Genomic DNA, 16,012 nt, shown 5'->3' on the forward strand with positions numbered 1-16,012 from the left:
TAATTTCAAGAAGTAAGTAGATCGTTTTTGATCAAATACAGTCTAAACCTATAAGCAATGACAAAACAAATCCTCTTTCTCATTTCACTGGCAATAACATTAGGAGTTTTTGCCTGGTCGGTGAAGCGATTGTGGGCTTTTTTTAAGCTTACTAAGCCGAGCTATCCAATACGCAATATTGGAGCACGAATATCGCATACGCTGGATATTGCCTTTGGGCAGACAAAAATTTTCAGGAAACCAGTAATCGGTTTAATGCATGCCCTGGTGTTTTGGGGATTTTTGGTGATTACCCTGGGGAGTATCGAAATTGTAATTGATGGTGCTTTTGGTTTAGAACGGTCCTTCGCCTTTACCGGATGGTTTTATGATGTTGTAATGGCATCGGGCGATGTATTCGCCCTGCTAATTATTGTTTTTATCAAAGCCTTTAGCTTGCGCAGGAGCATCATGCGTATCAAGAGATTTTCCGGTGTCGAAATGTCACCTAAATCGTATTGGGATGCACAAATTGCACTAAGTTTTATTGGTTTACTGATGCTTTCTTTGCTGGCTTTTAATGTTGGATATATCAGCAATCATCCAAATGGTTACGAAGGAGTATACCCGGTTTCAGCAGCTTTGGTAAATCTCATTAATATGGATTTAGGATGGTTACAAGAACCTGGTTGGTGGATTCATATCTTACTGATTTTCATTTTTGCGAACTACCTGCCATACTCAAAGCATTTCCATGTGTTCCTATCGGTACCAAATGTCTTTTTGGCGAACCTGGAGCCTTTAACCAAATATCCTAACCTGGAAAGCATTACCAAAGAGGTAAAACTGATGTTGGACCCTGAGGCTGCTTACGATGAAAGTGAAGAGGTGTCGCGTTTTGGAGTGAAAGATGTTCAGGACGTTAGCTGGAAAAATTATATGGATTCCCTGGCTTGTACACAATGCGGACGATGTACGGATGTGTGCCCGGCCAATATCACAGGTAAACTATTATCTCCAAGAAAAATATTTGTTGATTTGCGTAAGCGAATGGATGAAATTGGGCCATTGGCGGTAAAAGGCAAAGAGGATGGAAAATCACTTATAAGAGACTATATCAGCGAAGAGGAATTATGGGCTTGTACCACTTGTAATGCCTGTGCACAGGAATGTCCGATTGATATCAGTCATCCAAACCTGATTATGGACATGAGAAGGTATTTGGTAATGGAAGAAGCAGCAGCACCAGCAGAATTAAATGCGATGTTTACCAATATTGAGAACAATGGTGCTCCCTGGCAATTTTCTCCTGAAGATCGCCTTAAATGGACAGAAGGATAATGAGATCAATGATATTCATATAGAGATGGACGATACCTCTCGAATAAAAATATTTACTAAATGACAGATAAAAAACTACATGTACCGGTAATGGCTGATTTGGCAGCTAAAGGTGAAAAGCCGGAATATCTTTATTGGGTTGGATGTGCTGGCGCTTTCGATGACAGATACCAGAAAGTGGCACGTGCATTTGCCAAAATATTAAATCACCTTGAGGTGAGTTATGCCGTTCTTGGAAAAGAAGAAAGCTGTACTGGAGATGCCGCTAAAAGAGCCGGAAATGAAATGCTTTTCCAAATGCAGGCCATGCAAAATATCGACGTGTTGAATGGATACGAAGTGAATAAAATTATTTGCACCTGTCCGCATTGCTATAACACTTTAAAGAACGAATATCCTGAATTGGGAGGGAATTACGATGTGATTAACTACACCGAATTTTTGGATGAAATGATTCAGGCCGGAAAGCTGAAACTGGAGAATAATCCTTTTAAAGGAGAAACGATTACTTACCACGATCCGTGTTACCTGGGAAGAGGAAATAAGATTTACGATGCACCAAGAAATGTGGTGAAAGCTGTTTTTGGTGATGTGAAGGAGCTTAAGAGATCGAGAAGTTTTGGTTTATGTTGTGGGGCCGGTGGAGCTCAGATGTTTAAAGAGGCTGAAAAGGGAGAGAAGGAAGTGAACATTGAAAGAACCGAAGAAATTATCGAAAGAAAGGTTGATAAAGTTGCATCGGCTTGCCCGTTTTGTATGACCATGCTTACCGATGGAATCAAATTAAAGAATAAGGAAACAGAACTTCAAAACCTTGATGTTGCTGAAATTATTGAAAAAGCACTCGAACTGTAGAAACCAAATAAGATGAATACACCTGCTACATATCAATTGAAAAACTCGGTACGAATTGTTACTGCCACTTCTCTTTTCGATGGACATGATGCTTCCATTAACATCATGAGAAGAATTATCCAGGCTTCGGGTGCCGAAGTAATTCACCTCGGACACAACCGTTCTGCCGAAGAGATTGTTGACTGTGCCATTCAGGAAGATGCCCAGGCAATTGCCATTAGTTCATACCAGGGCGGGCACATTGAGTTTTTTAAGTATATGTATGACTTGTTGCAGGAGAAAAATGCAGGCCATATCCAGATATTTGGAGGTGGTGGTGGAGTGATTCTTCCCGAAGAAATTAAAGAGTTGGAAAGCTATGGTATTGCTGGATTGTATTCGCCAGATGATGGTCGAAACCTTGGTTTGCAGGGCATGATAAACGAAGTGTTGCAAAAGGCAGATTACGAATTGAATCGAATTGAGCTTCCAAAAATTGAAGATATTTCCTTTTCGGACATCAATACAATGGCCAGGTTAATCAGCCTGGCTGAGCAGGATGAGATTCAGGAGACTGATTTGTACCTGAAACTTAAAAATCATGCAAAAATCAACCATACTCCTGTTGTAGGAATCACCGGAACAGGAGGAGCAGGAAAATCTTCCCTTACCGATGAACTGATTCGAAGATTTCAGATCGATTATCCGAAGATGAAATTGGGAATCCTTTCGGTTGATCCTTCGCGAAAGAAGAGTGGAGGAGCCTTACTGGGCGATAGAATCAGGATGAATGCCATTCAGAACGAGAATGTATATGTAAGGTCTTTGGCTACAAGAAGAGCAAACCTGGCCTTATCGAAACATGTTGATGATGCTTTGATGATTATGAAAGCGGCTGGCTTCGACTGTATTTTCCTGGAGAGTTCTGGAATTGGTCAGTCCGATACCGAAATTGTAGATTACAGCGATGTAAAGCTTTATGTAATGACTCCTGAATTTGGTGCAGCCACCCAATTGGAGAAAATTGATATGCTCGACTTTGCCGATTTGGTGGCCATTAATAAGTTCGATAAGCAAGGAGCACAGGATGCCTTAAGAGATGTCAAAAAGCAGTACCAACGAAATCATACCTTGTTCGATCAGGATCCGGAAGAGATGCCTGTGTACGGAACTGTGGCTTCGCAGTTCAACGATCATGGTGTAAATGAACTGTATCATGCTTTAACACATTTTTTGGCTGATAAAGGTGTGCAGCAATTCGCACTGAATGGGAAACCTTTATTGGAGGCCAGTAAAAAAATTGAGATTGTACCACCCGCAAGAGTCCGATACCTTTCTGACATTTCGCAAACCGTAAGAAAATACAACCGAAAAGTGGAAGATCAGGCTGAGATAGCAGATCAGCTATATGCTTTATCGAGATCGGCAGACCTGGTTGACGATGAAATTGCCAAAAGATCGATTGAAAAAGAGTTCGAGAAATTGAATGCAGATTTCAAACATCAGGAGATTATAGATGGCTGGGAAGATAAAGTTAAAAGATACAAAGAAGATGTATTTAAGTATAAGGTGAGGGGAAAGGAAATTTGTGTGGATACTCACATCGAAACTATATCTCACAATAGAATACCAAAGATTGTTTTGCCCGATTACAAGAGTTGGGGAGACATTGTAAAATGGAGTTTGAAAGAAAATGTTCCGGGAGATTTTCCTTATGCTTCGGGTGTTTTTCCTTTTAAACGTGAAGGAGAAGATCCAACACGCATGTTTGCAGGAGAAGGAGCGCCGGAAAGAACCAATAAGCGTTTCCATTACCTGGCGCATGCACAACCGGCAGTACGCTTGTCTACCGCTTTTGATTCGGTAACACTCTACGGTTCCGATCCTGACAGAAGGCCAGATATTTATGGAAAAGTTGGAAATTCTGGTGTTTCAATTGCCTCGCTTGATGATGCTAAGAAACTCTATTCGGGTTTCGATTTGGTTGATCCGAAAACCTCTGTTTCCATGACCATTAATGGTCCTGCGCCAATGTTGGTGGGCTATTTTATGAATGTGGCCATCGATCAGCAATGCGAGATGTACATTCGCGAAAATGGACTGGAGGATGAAGTTGAGGCGAAAATTCAGGAAATATATCAGGATAAAGAAAGGGTTAGATATGTTGGAGATCTGCCGGAAGGCAATAATGGCTTAGGCTTGATGCTGCTGGGCGTTACTGGCGACCAGGTGCTAGAAAAAGAGATCTACGAAAAAATAAAAGCGGATACCATTTGCAGGGTTCGCGGAACGGTACAGGCCGATATGTTGAAGGAAGATCAGGCTCAGAATACATGTATTTTCTCTATTGATTTTGCCCTGAAAATGATGGGCGACATACAGGAATATTTCATCCAGAACCAGGTAAGGAATTTCTATTCGGTTTCGATATCTGGTTACCATATCGCGGAAGCGGGTGCTAACCCAATTAGTCAGTTGGCATTTACCCTTGCCAATGGATTTACTTTGGTAGAATATTACATTTCGAGAGGCATGAAGGTGGATGATTTTGCGCCAAACCTTTCTTTCTTCTTCTCTAACGGAATGGATCCGGAATATACCGTAATAGGCCGTGTAGCCAGAATTATCTGGGCCAAGGCAATGAGGTATTTGTACAAGGCAAACGATCGCTCCCAGAAATTGAAATATCACATTCAAACTTCGGGAAGATCGCTTCATGCCCAGGAAATTGAGTTTAATGATATTCGCACCACATTGCAGGCACTTACGGGCATTTACGACAATTGCAACTCTTTGCATACCAATGCTTACGATGAGGCAATTACAACACCTACCGAAGAGTCGGTACGAAGAGCCATGGCCATTCAGTTGATTATTAACAACGAGTTGGGATTGGCCAAGAATCAAAATCCACTGCAAGGTGCTTTTATTATTGATGAGCTCACCGAATTGGTGGAAGAAGCTGTAATGATGGAATTTGACCGACTTACGGAAAGAGGTGGAGTTTTAGGCGCCATGGAAACCATGTATCAACGCAGTAAAATTCAATCGGAATCGCTTCATTACGAAAGTTTAAAGCACAATGGAAAATTGCCAATTATTGGGGTGAATACTTTCCTCAGTTCGCAGGGTTCTCCAACAGTGCAACCCAAAGAGGTCATTCGATCCGACGAGTCGGAAAAGGAAAACCAGGTTCAATTCAAAGAGTTGGTTCAGCATAATAACAGGGAGCAGGCAGAGATTGCATTACTCCAGTTAAAAAAGACTGCCCTGAAGAACGAAAATATTTTTGCTGAGCTGATGGAAGCCTGTAAATATTGTACCCTGGGGCAGATTACCAATGCTTTATACGAAGTAGGCGGACAGTACAGACGAAATATGTAGAAATGGCGTAAGGCTACGCCACATTAAAATAGAAAATCTTGAAAACAATAAAATCTAAAATAAACACCAAATCCGAAGACTTTTTAAAGAATAAAGAGTCTTATAATCTCTTGATGTCTGAATATCGTGAGCGACTAAATTCGGTGCTTGGCGGAGCAGACGACAAGGCCCGTGAAAGACATTTAAAAAGAGGGAAATTGCTGGTTAGAGACAGAATTGAATTGCTTCTGGATAAGAATACTCCATTTTTGGAACTATCTGCCATGGCTGCTTGCGATCAGTACGAGAATCAGTTTCCATCAGCAGGAATTGTTACAGGAATTGGAGTTGTGCACGGACGCGAATGTGTGGTTGTTGCCAACGATGCCACTGTAAAAGGAGGAACCTACATTAAGGAAACAATTAAAAAACACATACGTGCGCAGGAAATTGCAATGGAAAATCACCTGCCATGCATTTACATGGTTGATTCGGGTGGTGTTTTTCTGCCCGAGCAATCGAAAGTATTTCCAGACAAATTTGATTTTGGGCGTTTTTTCTTCAATCAGTCTAAAATGTCGGCCCGCGGTATCCCACAAATCTCCATTGTAATGGGATCGTGTACGGCAGGTGGAGCATACGTTCCTGCCATGAGCGATGAAACCATAATTGTAAAAGGACAGGGAACAATTTTTATTGGTGGACCACCTTTGGTAAAAGCTGCTACTGGCGAGGAAGTATCAGCCGAAGAACTGGGAGGAGCAGAGATTCATACTTCCATTTCCGGGGTTGCCGATCATTTGGCTGAAGACGATCGACATGCCATACAAATTTGCAGGGATATCTTCGAATCGATGCCTAAGGTGCAGAAATATCCATTGGAAAGAGAACAATACAAAGAGCCGCAATATCCGGTGGAAGATTTGTATGGTTTGGCACCTCTCGACCTGAAAAAACCGATTGATGCACGAGAACTAATTGCGCGCATTGTTGATGATAGCTCTTTCCAGGAATTTAAAGAGCGATATGCACCAACCATTGTTACGGGTTTTGCAAAAATCATGGGTTTTCCTGTAGGAATTATTGCCAATAATGGGATTATCTTCTCGGAAACGTCATTAAAAGCGGCTCACTTTATTGAGCTGTGTAGTTTCCGCAAAATTCCTTTGATCTTTCTTCAGAATATTACCGGATTTATGGTGGGTAAGGAGTATGAGCACAAGGGAATTGCCCGCGATGGTGCTAAAATGGTTCATGCAGTGGCCAATGCACAAGTACCAAAATTTACAGTGATTGTTGGCGGATCGTTTGGAGCAGGAAATTATGCAATGGCTGGTCGTGCCTACGAACCACGCCTCTTATTCATGTGGCCCAATGCTAAAATTTCGGTAATGGGAGGAGAACAGGCTGCCGGTGTTTTGGTTCAGGTAAAAGAGCAACAATTGAAAAAACAAGGAAAGGAATTCGATGCGGAAGAAAGAATCACTCTTCGCGAAAAAATCCTTAAAAAATATGAAGAAGAAGGATCGGCCTACTACAGCACATCTCGCTTATGGGATGATGGTATTATTGATCCTGCCGATACACGTAAAGTACTTGCAATGGGCATAGCCGCCTCTTTAAACAAGGAGTTTGGTGAACCCGATTTTGGTGTATTCAGAATGTAAGCAAGTACCTGGAAATTTATTTAGGAAGAAAAATCAGAAAGATGAAAGATTATCAAACGATAGAATTTAGCATTGAGAACAAAATTGGGACGATTACACTCAACCGTCCCGAAATCCATAATGCTTTTAACGAAACCATGATAGGTGAAATTATTGAGTGTTTCGAGGAAATCGAAAAACTGGATTATCAGACCTTACGAGTGGTTTTGCTGCAAGGCAAAGGAAAATCGTTTTGTGCTGGAGCCGATTTAAATTGGATGAAAGGCGTTGCAAATTACTCCTACGATGAGAATTACCTTGAGAGCTATAAACTTTCGATGTGTTTTAATGCAATCTATTCCTGTAAATTCCCAACCATTGCCAAGGTTCATGGTGCAGCAATTGGAGGAGCCAATGGTTTATTGGCAGCCTGCGATTTTGTTTTGGCTCACAAGGCTACTATTTTCTCTTTAAGCGAAGTGAAAATTGGAATTGTGCCTGCTTGCATTTCACCTTATGTAATGAAACGTGTTGGCGAGTTTAAATCGAAGGAACTTATGCTCACAGGTATGCGATTTAATGGGAAAGAAGCTCAATTGGCAGGGCTTGCAAACTGGTCGTTCGGAGAAAAGAAACTAAAAGCGAAGTTAGATCATCTGATTTCTATGTTGAAAACGAGTGGTCCAATAGCCGTTTCGACCTGCAAAAACCTGTTGTATGATGTAGAGAACGTTTGGTCGCATGAAGAGGCCATGGAAAATACGGCAAAAATGATTGCTGACCTTCGTCAGTCGGAAGAAGGGCAAGAAGGAATGAGTTCATTTTTAGAAAAGCGCAAACCAAACTGGACAAATGATAATTAACAATTAATAATGTGTAATTAATAATTATTCATTACTAATTGATCATTACTAATTAATTACAGATGTATTATAAAAGAATAGTTATAGCAAATCGTGGTGAAATTGCCCTTAGGGTGATCAAATCAGCAAAGAACCTGGGAATTCATACAGTGGCACTTTATTCCGAGAAGGATAGAGATGCAGAACATGTAATTCAGGCAGATGAAGCTTTCCCTTTAAGGGGATCGAGTTTGCAGGAAACCTATTTGAATGCAGGCCAGATTGTGGAAGTGGCGAAGAAAGCCAAAGCCGATGCCATTCATCCAGGTTATGGATTCCTGGCTGAGAATGCAGAGTTTTCACAGCTTTGTGCCGATTCTGCTGTTGATTTTATTGGACCTGATGCGAGAGCCATTGAATTGATGGGTAATAAAATCAATGCACGCGAATTTGCAAAATCCATCGGAGTTCCGGTTTTGGAAGGAGTTGTGGGTGATCAGCACATCTTGTTGGATGCGAGTAAAAATATGAAGTTTCCGCTCCTGATAAAGGCTGCAGCCGGAGGTGGTGGAAAAGGGATGCGAATTGTGCATAAACCAGAAGAAATGCAAGCGGCTTTGGAATCTACATCGCGCGAAGCCTTAAGCTATTTCGGAGATGGAGCTGTATTGATTGAAAGATATATTGAGAACCCTAGACATATCGAGGTACAGGTTCTTGCGGATAAGCATGGAAATGTGATCCATTTGTTCGAACGTGAATGTTCGATTCAAAGGCGTTTTCAGAAGGTGATTGAAGAAGCGCCTTCGCCAACACTAACACCTGAATTGAGAAATGAAATGGGTGAAACTGCAGTACTCCTCGCTCAAAAAATGAACTACAGCAATGCGGGTACAGTAGAATTTTTAGTTGATGAGGATTTGAATTTCTATTTTCTTGAGATGAATACCCGTATACAGGTAGAACATCCGGTAACGGAAATGATAACCGGCATTGATTTGGTAGAACAGCAGTTTATGGTGGCTTCGGGAAGAGAGTTGGGAATCAGGCAGGACGATGTTCAGCTGAGAGGACATGCCATTGAGGCCAGAATTTATGCAGAAGACCCAGAGAGAGATTTTATCCCTTCTCCAGGAGAAATCAGTTTTTACAATCCTCCAAAATTGTTCGAAGGCAGGTTAAGGTTAGATTCGGCAGTTACAGGTCCTTGTATTATTCAGCCCGATTTTGATCCGATGATTGCCAAACTGGTCGTTTGGGACGAAAACAGGGATTTGGCCATTGAACGCTTACATCTTGCTTTGCACGATTATCAGATACATGGAATTAAAAATAACATCATGTATTTGCATACACTTCTAAATACCGATGCATTTAAGCGGAATGAAATTTCGACTCATTTTTGCCAGCAACATGCCGAAGAGTTGAACCAAATCATGATTGCTGAGAAGGAAGATGTTCCGGCCTTTTTATTCCATATCAGCTTTGCTTTGTTCGAATTGAACCGAAAGGAAAGCAATTCGGTATGGCAGGAAATTGGCTACTGGCGATTGCAAGGCACACGATTGAGAATTATGGATGGAGAAACAGTTGATGTAGAGCTTCTGGATAATCATCCGTGTAAACTCAGAATAGAGAATCAGGAGTATGAACTGGACCACCTTCAGATTGATGAGAACTTTATGAGCTTTGAATACGAAGGGGCAAGATATCGCTTCTATCGTTCTGTGAACTCGGAGGGTAAAAATTTTGTGAGTTGCAGGGGAATTGTTCACTGCCTGGAAAGATGGTCGGAAATACAGGCTAAACCAGGAGAAACAAGTTCTAACGAAATCCGGAATGATGGAAGAATTCTTTCACCAATGCCTGGTAAAGTGATAAAAATAGAAGCACAATCGGGTCAAAATGTATCGAAAGGTGATGTTTTAATCATTGTGGAAGCCATGAAAATGGAAAATAGCATTCTGGCACCATTCGAAGGAAAAATCGAAAAGATTTTTGTGGAAGAAGGTGAACAAGTGAAGAATGAAACACAGCTGATTAGTTTGGTTGAAGCATGAGAAGATGGTAAAAAACTTAGCTTCGATTGAAATAAGCGAAAAATAGATGGAATACTAAATATTAAAAAAGACTAACAATGAAAACCAAAATCAGAATTGCAAATGCCGGAGGCTTTTGGGGAGATGACCTGGGAGTACTGCGCCGTCAACTCGAAGGTGGAGAAGTAGATTATATTTCTTCCGATTTTTTAGCTGAAGTTACCATGAGTATTCTTCGAAAACAGCAGTTAAAGAACGAGGCATTGGGTTATGTTACTGATTTTGTAGATCAGATTGTTGATGTAGCCGATTTAATGAAATCCAAAGGGGTACGAATGATTACCAATGCCGGGGGAATTAACCCAATTGGTTGTGCACGAAAGATTCTGTCGGAGTTGGATAAAAAAGGCATAAGCCTGAAAATTGCGGTGGTTGACGGAGATAATATCGTTGAGAGAATTGATGAATTCTATCCATCCAAGGCCAAATTTGAAAATATGGATTCGGGTGAGGATTTTAATACCATTATCGACAATATTCAGAGTGCCAATGTATACCTGGGAGTACCGCCTTTGCTGAAAGCCTTGGAGAGCGGTGCCGATTTAATTCTTGCCGGTCGAGTGACGGATACATCGGTAACCATGGCACCAATGATTCATGAATTGGGTTGGGATTTGAACGATTGGGATAAACTGGCAGCAGGTTTGGTGGCTGGACATATTATTGAGTGTGGAGCCCAGTCAACAGGAGGAAATTTCACCGATTGGCAGGATGTGCCTACCTGGGATAATATGGGTTATCCAATTGTGGAAATGATGCAAAATGGCGAATTCGTTGTTTACAAGCATGAAAATACGGGTGGCTTAATTAATGTCGATACCATTCGCGAACAGTTGCTTTACGAAATGGGCAATCCCGATCAATACATAAGTCCGGATGTGGTGGCAGATTTTACTCAATTAAAGCTACAAGAGGTAGGCGAAAACAAAGTATTGGTTTCGGGAGCCAAAGGATATGCTTCAACACCTTATCTGAAGGTATCGATGGCCTATGAAGATGGATACAAAGCAACAAGTTCGATTGTAATAAGTGGAGGGCGTGTGCTGAATAAAGCACAAGAGTTCGAAAAAATATTCTGGGATAGGTTGGATACCGATTTCCTGAAGAAGAACACCGAATTTGTGGGTTATAATGCTTGCCATCAGCATTTGGCCGAACATATCGATCCAAATGAGATTCTGCTGCGTTTGTCGGTTTACGATACCGATGTGGAAAAAATAAGGGATTTCTCGATGAGTATTGCTCCTTTGATTTTAAGTGGACCTCCCGGTGTTGCTGTTACTGGTGGACGTGCAAGGATGCAACAGGTGATTACTTATTGGCCAAGTTTGATCCCTAAAGAATGCATAAGTTCAACCGTTCATGTTTTAGATTCGAAAGGTGAAATTAAAGAATCGCATGAAATAGCTTCAGTATTGGGATACGAGGAAGAATTACAAAACATGGAAATTGTAGAACATACCGAATTTGTTGACCCTTCATGGGAAGAAGATCGTTTGATAACAGTACCACTTCGTGAGATTTGTCTGGGCAGATCGGGAGATAAGGGTGATACTGTAAATATTGGTGTTTTAGCTCGTTCTGAGGAGATATATCAGTACCTAAAACATGATTTAACTGCCAGTAAGGTGGCCGAAATGTTTTTTGGAATGGTAAAAGGAAGGGTAAAGAGATTTGAAATTGATAATCTGCATGCTTTGAACTTTTTATTGGAAGAAGCCTTAGATGGAGGCGGAACAAAATCCTTAATGATTGATGCACAGGGGAAAACATTTGCAACGGCACTTCTGAACCAGGAAATCATGATCCCAGAAAAATTACTTTCGTCAAAAATGAAGGTAGAAACACAAAAATAGGATGTTCTATTGCCCGAATTGATTGGGATAGTTAAAGATAATTGCTAACTTAAGAATAGTTAATGAGTACTTGTTGGTTAGGATTGCATATTACCATTGAAATCATGAAAGATGAAAAGGAGAGATGCCATAAGTCAAACCAAATTTTGATACTAACTACTCTATATTTGATTAAAAAATTATAAAATGAATTTCGACTTAAACGAAGAACACAATATTATTAGAAAGGCGGTTCGCGATTTTGCGGAGCGTGAAATAAAACCAAAAGCACCTGAATTGGACGAGAAGGAGGAGTTTTCTGTTGAACTAACCAAAAAAATGGGTGAATTGGGGCTATTTGGCATGTTCATCCCTGAAAAATATGGAGGACAAGCAACGGACTATTTATCCTATATCATCGCAGTAGAGGAAATTGCTCGTGTTGATGGTTCGCATGCTGCAACTTTAGCAGCTCACAATTCTTTGGGCATCGGACCGCTTTATATGTTTGGTTCGGAAGAGCAAAAATTGAAATACTTACCCGGACTTTGTTCTGGTGAAGAACTTTGGGCCTTCGGACTTACCGAGCCTGATGCAGGATCTGATTCGAGAGGTTCAAAAACATTTGCCAAAGACAATGGATTGAATTGGGAAATTAATGGCTCTAAAATATTTATTACCAATGGTTCAACTTCGATGTGCTCGGGTGTAACGGTTCAGGCAGTTACAGGAATTAACGGTGAGGATAAAGAGTTTTCAACCTTCATTGTTGAAAGAGATACACCGGGTTGGTCGTCGAGAGCCATGCATGGTAAACTGATGTGGAGAGCATCAGATACAGCTGAAATGTTTTTTGATACTTGCTGCATTCCGAAAGAAAATATGCTTGGCGAACGTGGAGCAGGTTCCAAAATCATGCTAAAGACATTGGATTCAGGAAGGTTATCCATTGCGGCCATGGGACTGGGCTTGGCGCAAGGAGCATACGAAATGGCTTTACAGTATTCTAAGGAAAGAAAGCAGTTTGGAAAGCCCATTTCGAAATTTCAGAGCATCTCTTTTAAATTGGCTGATATGGCTACGAAAATTGAGTTGGCAAGAAATTTATTATACAAAGCCTGTTGGTTGAAAGATAGGGGAAAACCTTTCGCCAAAGAGGCTGCCATGTCGAAGCTTTACTGTTCGGAAATTGCCAAAGAAGTGGCCGATGAGGCAGTTCAGATTCATGGAGGATATGGATTGATGAAAGAATATCCGGTGGAACGATTTTACAGAGACCAGAGGTTATTGCAGATTGGTGAAGGAACATCGGAAATACAGCGCCTTGTAATTTCGCGTTACCTCTTAAACGAATAAATTGAAACATGATATTTTGATAGCGAACCACTATCAAATTATTGAACCCAAAATACCAACAATATGAGTAGAGAACTAATACTGGCACTAAATCCGCGTATGCAATTTACCCGAATTGCTGTTTACAGGATGAATACGACTGTTTTTTTGAAAAAAATCAATCATAAACCTGAAGAGTTGGAAGGTTTTAAGAGTTTTGCCGACCAGGCACCTATGAGGGCAAAAATCATACTGGACGAACTGAAAAGTAATGATATCCAGATGGATGATATTACGGTTGTAATTGGTCGGGGTGGTTTGTTAAAGCCTGTTAGGTCAGGTGTTTACAAGGTGAATGAACAGATGTGCGAACATTTGTCAGGTAATGAATATGGCGATGATGTTGTGAATCTTGGCGGATTGTTATCGCAGACTCTTGCCAGTGAATTAAGCAATGCTCAGGCCTATATTGCCGATCCGGTTGTTGTGGATGAGTTGGATGATATTGCTAGAATCACTGGACGACCAGAGTACAAAAAGAAATCGATTTTCCATGCCCTGGATCACAAGACAAGCGCCAGAAAGTTTGCTCAAAGCATCTATAAAAAATATGAAGACCTTAACCTAATTGTAGCTCATTTAGGAGGAGGAATAAGTATTGGAGCCCATAAAAAAGGAAAAGTGATTGATTCAAATCAGGCTTATGATGGTGATGGACCATTTTCTCCAATCCGTAGTGGTAGTTTGCCTATTGGCGATGTAATCAGGGAGTGTTACTCGGGCAAATATACGCAAGATGAAATGTTGAGTAAACAAACAGGTAAGGGAGGACTTTTTGCTCACTTTAATACCTATAGTGGATATGATGTTTGCAAAATGAGAGATGCAGGCGATCAGAAAGCAGCAGAAGTTCTAAGTGCCATGGCCTACCAGGTTGCAAAATCAATAGGAGCCATGTATCCTGTTTTTGGCGGAGAAGATGTGGATGGAATCATTATTACAGGTGGAATGGCAAAAGATGAGCATTTTGTTCGTGAAATCAAAGAAAGGGTGGAGAAGATTGCACCTGTTTCCATACAACCGGGAGCCGAGGTTTTAGGGGCTCTTTCGGATTATGGAAACATGATTTTGCGGAAAGAAACAGAGATACTCGAATACTAAAATAAAAACCGGCGAAAGTCGGTTTTTTTTATGGACATTTATTGAGCGATAAAAATCGATATCGTGTTGGTATATATCGATTTTAAAACCCAATTTCTCGTTTTTTTAATGTCGTAAACCTCTTTATTCTAGGGTGTAAATCTCGCTCAGCAATTATTGATAAGCTTTTTACATTGATCTATATTTAGTAGTGATAAGAGTAGGGCTCTTATTCACTCAATCGTAACTATCAAGTATTAACCTTATATTCTGAATTATGAAAAAAGCTCGCTTATTTTTTCAACTTGTAGGAATTGGAATCTTCGCAATTTCATTAATAATTGTCGGCTGTACCAAGGAAGGGCCTATGGGACCTGCCGGAACAGATGGTACAGACGGAATTGACGGACAAGACGGACAAGATGGAACAGCTTCTTGTATTGCTTGTCACAATGCAACCGTGGAAGCTACGGTAACTGCGCAATATGAATCATCAACACACGAGGGAAGTCAGAATTTCTATCCTGGAAGTCCCCTGGTATCCGATTATGCAGGAGCCAGAAATGATTGTGCCAAGTGTCACTCGCACGAAGGATTTTTAGAAACTCAAAAAACGGGAAGAGATACAACAGCTGCTGCTATTCCGATCCCAACAAATATTACTTGTAATACCTGTCACGAATCGCATGCAAGTTTCGATTTTGAAGCAGATGGCCAGGATTTTGCATTACGTACAAGTATACCTGTAGCACTATTAATGGATAAGAGTTCTTCTCTTGATTTTGGCAACAGCAGCAACTTGTGTACCAACTGTCACCAACCAAGATCTGGACCTCCGGTAGACGATGGAACAGGAAACTTTACTCATAGTAGCATCCGATTCGGACCGCACCATTCTCCACAGGCAACTATGGTATTTGGTATTGGTGGATACGAAACCCTAACAGGTGACTATTCAGGAGCACGCAATACAACACATAATACTGCTGGTTCATGTATTCTTTGCCATATGAATGAGAAGGATGATGTAGCATCACACGACTGGATTCCTACAGTTGAGTCGTGTCAGGAATGTCATACTACTTTAACTGATTTCGATTATAATGGATTACAAACAGAAATTCAGGATAAGATGGCTACATTAAAAGCTCTGTTGGTAGCTAATGGCCTAATCGAAGAGGGTGGTAACACAATACCTGGAACATTTACCATTGAATATGCAGGAGCATTGTTCAATTATAAAACTGTTTTGGAAGACCAAAGTCATGGAATTCATAACCCTGCTTATACAAGGGCATTGTTAAATGAGTCGATAGCAGCCTTTGATTAATACATCCCAAATCATTGAGTCGTCCTAAAATAGGTTGACACATTTATAAATTAATTATATGATCCAGTGAGGCTAGCCTCACTGGATTTTTGATGTATAAAATTAGGTGTTTTATAATTCAGTAGTATCCCATAAAGTGTGTAACTAAAGTTATTCTGATTTTTTCTGAGCCCAAAATTAGCTCAAGAAAAAAATCGGAAATAACTTTAGGTTGAAAGTCAAACTTTTAAATCACACATTATGGATGCAAAAGATTTTATGTCGGATG

The 16,012-nt window shown here is 40.7% G+C and carries 9 protein-coding genes and 2 pseudogenes; all 11 read left to right on the top strand.

The genetic code is table 11. The annotated features are described in order from the left end of the window. The first annotated feature begins 57 nt into the window (after positions 1–57). The 11 genes and pseudogenes from ELS83_RS14350 to ELS83_RS14395 all read left to right on the top strand — a co-directional run bounded on the left by ELS83_RS14350 (position 58) and on the right by ELS83_RS14395 (position 15,744). Positions 58–1,320 (top strand): (Fe-S)-binding protein, encoded by a 1,263-nt coding sequence (locus ELS83_RS14350; protein WP_171596250.1) that lies wholly within the window; start codon positions 58–60, stop codon positions 1,318–1,320. A 90-nt stretch (positions 1,321–1,410) separates the two neighbouring features. Then, positions 1,411–1,647 (top strand): annotated as a pseudogene (locus tag ELS83_RS22690) (heterodisulfide reductase-related iron-sulfur binding cluster); the annotation flags it as partial. 189 nt (positions 1,648–1,836) lie between these two features. Continuing rightward, positions 1,837–2,175, top strand: a pseudogene (locus ELS83_RS22695) (heterodisulfide reductase-related iron-sulfur binding cluster); the annotation flags it as partial. Positions 2,176–2,187: 12 nt separating this feature from the next. After that, positions 2,188–5,538: a methylmalonyl-CoA mutase family protein gene (locus ELS83_RS14360; RefSeq protein WP_171596252.1), complete on the top strand. Its 3,351-nt coding sequence runs from the start codon at positions 2,188–2,190 to the stop codon at positions 5,536–5,538. Positions 5,539–5,576: 38 nt separating this feature from the next. After that, positions 5,577–7,184, top strand: a complete 1,608-nt coding sequence (locus ELS83_RS14365) for a carboxyl transferase domain-containing protein (RefSeq protein WP_171596253.1) — start codon at positions 5,577–5,579, stop codon at positions 7,182–7,184. Between the two features lie 41 nt (positions 7,185–7,225). After that, positions 7,226–8,026 (top strand): enoyl-CoA hydratase-related protein, encoded by an 801-nt coding sequence (locus ELS83_RS14370; protein WP_171596254.1) that lies wholly within the window; start codon positions 7,226–7,228, stop codon positions 8,024–8,026. A 62-nt stretch (positions 8,027–8,088) separates the two neighbouring features. Continuing rightward, on the top strand, positions 8,089–10,065 hold the full coding sequence (locus tag ELS83_RS14375) for an ATP-binding protein (protein ID WP_171596255.1): 1,977 nt from the start codon (positions 8,089–8,091) through the stop codon (positions 10,063–10,065). Positions 10,066–10,142: 77 nt separating this feature from the next. Next, entirely contained in the window at positions 10,143–11,960 is a 1,818-nt protein-coding gene (locus tag ELS83_RS14380; RefSeq protein ID WP_171596256.1) for an acyclic terpene utilization AtuA family protein, read from the top strand. Between the two features lie 186 nt (positions 11,961–12,146). After that, complete coding sequence (locus ELS83_RS14385; protein WP_171596257.1) at positions 12,147–13,295, top strand: acyl-CoA dehydrogenase family protein; 1,149 nt, start codon at positions 12,147–12,149, stop codon at positions 13,293–13,295. A gap of 63 nt (positions 13,296–13,358) precedes the next feature. Then, positions 13,359–14,435, top strand: a complete 1,077-nt coding sequence (gene buk / locus ELS83_RS14390) for a butyrate kinase (protein ID WP_171596258.1) — start codon at positions 13,359–13,361, stop codon at positions 14,433–14,435. Positions 14,436–14,691: 256 nt separating this feature from the next. Continuing rightward, on the top strand, positions 14,692–15,744 hold the full coding sequence (locus tag ELS83_RS14395; protein ID WP_171596259.1) for a hypothetical protein: 1,053 nt from the start codon (positions 14,692–14,694) through the stop codon (positions 15,742–15,744). The last annotated feature ends 268 nt before the right edge of the window (positions 15,745–16,012 follow it).

Origin of the sequence: Marinifilum caeruleilacunae (genome assembly GCF_013141825.1) — a bacterium.
GTDB classification, from domain to species: Bacteria; Bacteroidota; Bacteroidia; order Bacteroidales; family Marinifilaceae; genus Marinifilum; species Marinifilum caeruleilacunae.

Bases quoted from the DNA above. Each gene is read 5' to 3' on its own strand.
- ELS83_RS14350 (WP_171596250.1), top strand. From the start codon at position 58: ATGACAAAACAAATCCTCTTTCTCATTTCACTGGCAATAACATTAGGA.
- ELS83_RS14360 (WP_171596252.1), top strand. From the start codon at position 2,188: ATGAATACACCTGCTACATATCAATTGAAAAACTCGGTACGAATTGTT.
- ELS83_RS14370 (WP_171596254.1), top strand. From the start codon at position 7,226: ATGAAAGATTATCAAACGATAGAATTTAGCATTGAGAACAAAATTGGG.
- ELS83_RS14375 (WP_171596255.1), top strand. From the start codon at position 8,089: ATGTATTATAAAAGAATAGTTATAGCAAATCGTGGTGAAATTGCCCTT.
- ELS83_RS14380 (WP_171596256.1), top strand. From the start codon at position 10,143: ATGAAAACCAAAATCAGAATTGCAAATGCCGGAGGCTTTTGGGGAGAT.
- ELS83_RS14385 (WP_171596257.1), top strand. From the start codon at position 12,147: ATGAATTTCGACTTAAACGAAGAACACAATATTATTAGAAAGGCGGTT.
- buk (WP_171596258.1), top strand. From the start codon at position 13,359: ATGAGTAGAGAACTAATACTGGCACTAAATCCGCGTATGCAATTTACC.
- ELS83_RS14395 (WP_171596259.1), top strand. From the start codon at position 14,692: ATGAAAAAAGCTCGCTTATTTTTTCAACTTGTAGGAATTGGAATCTTC.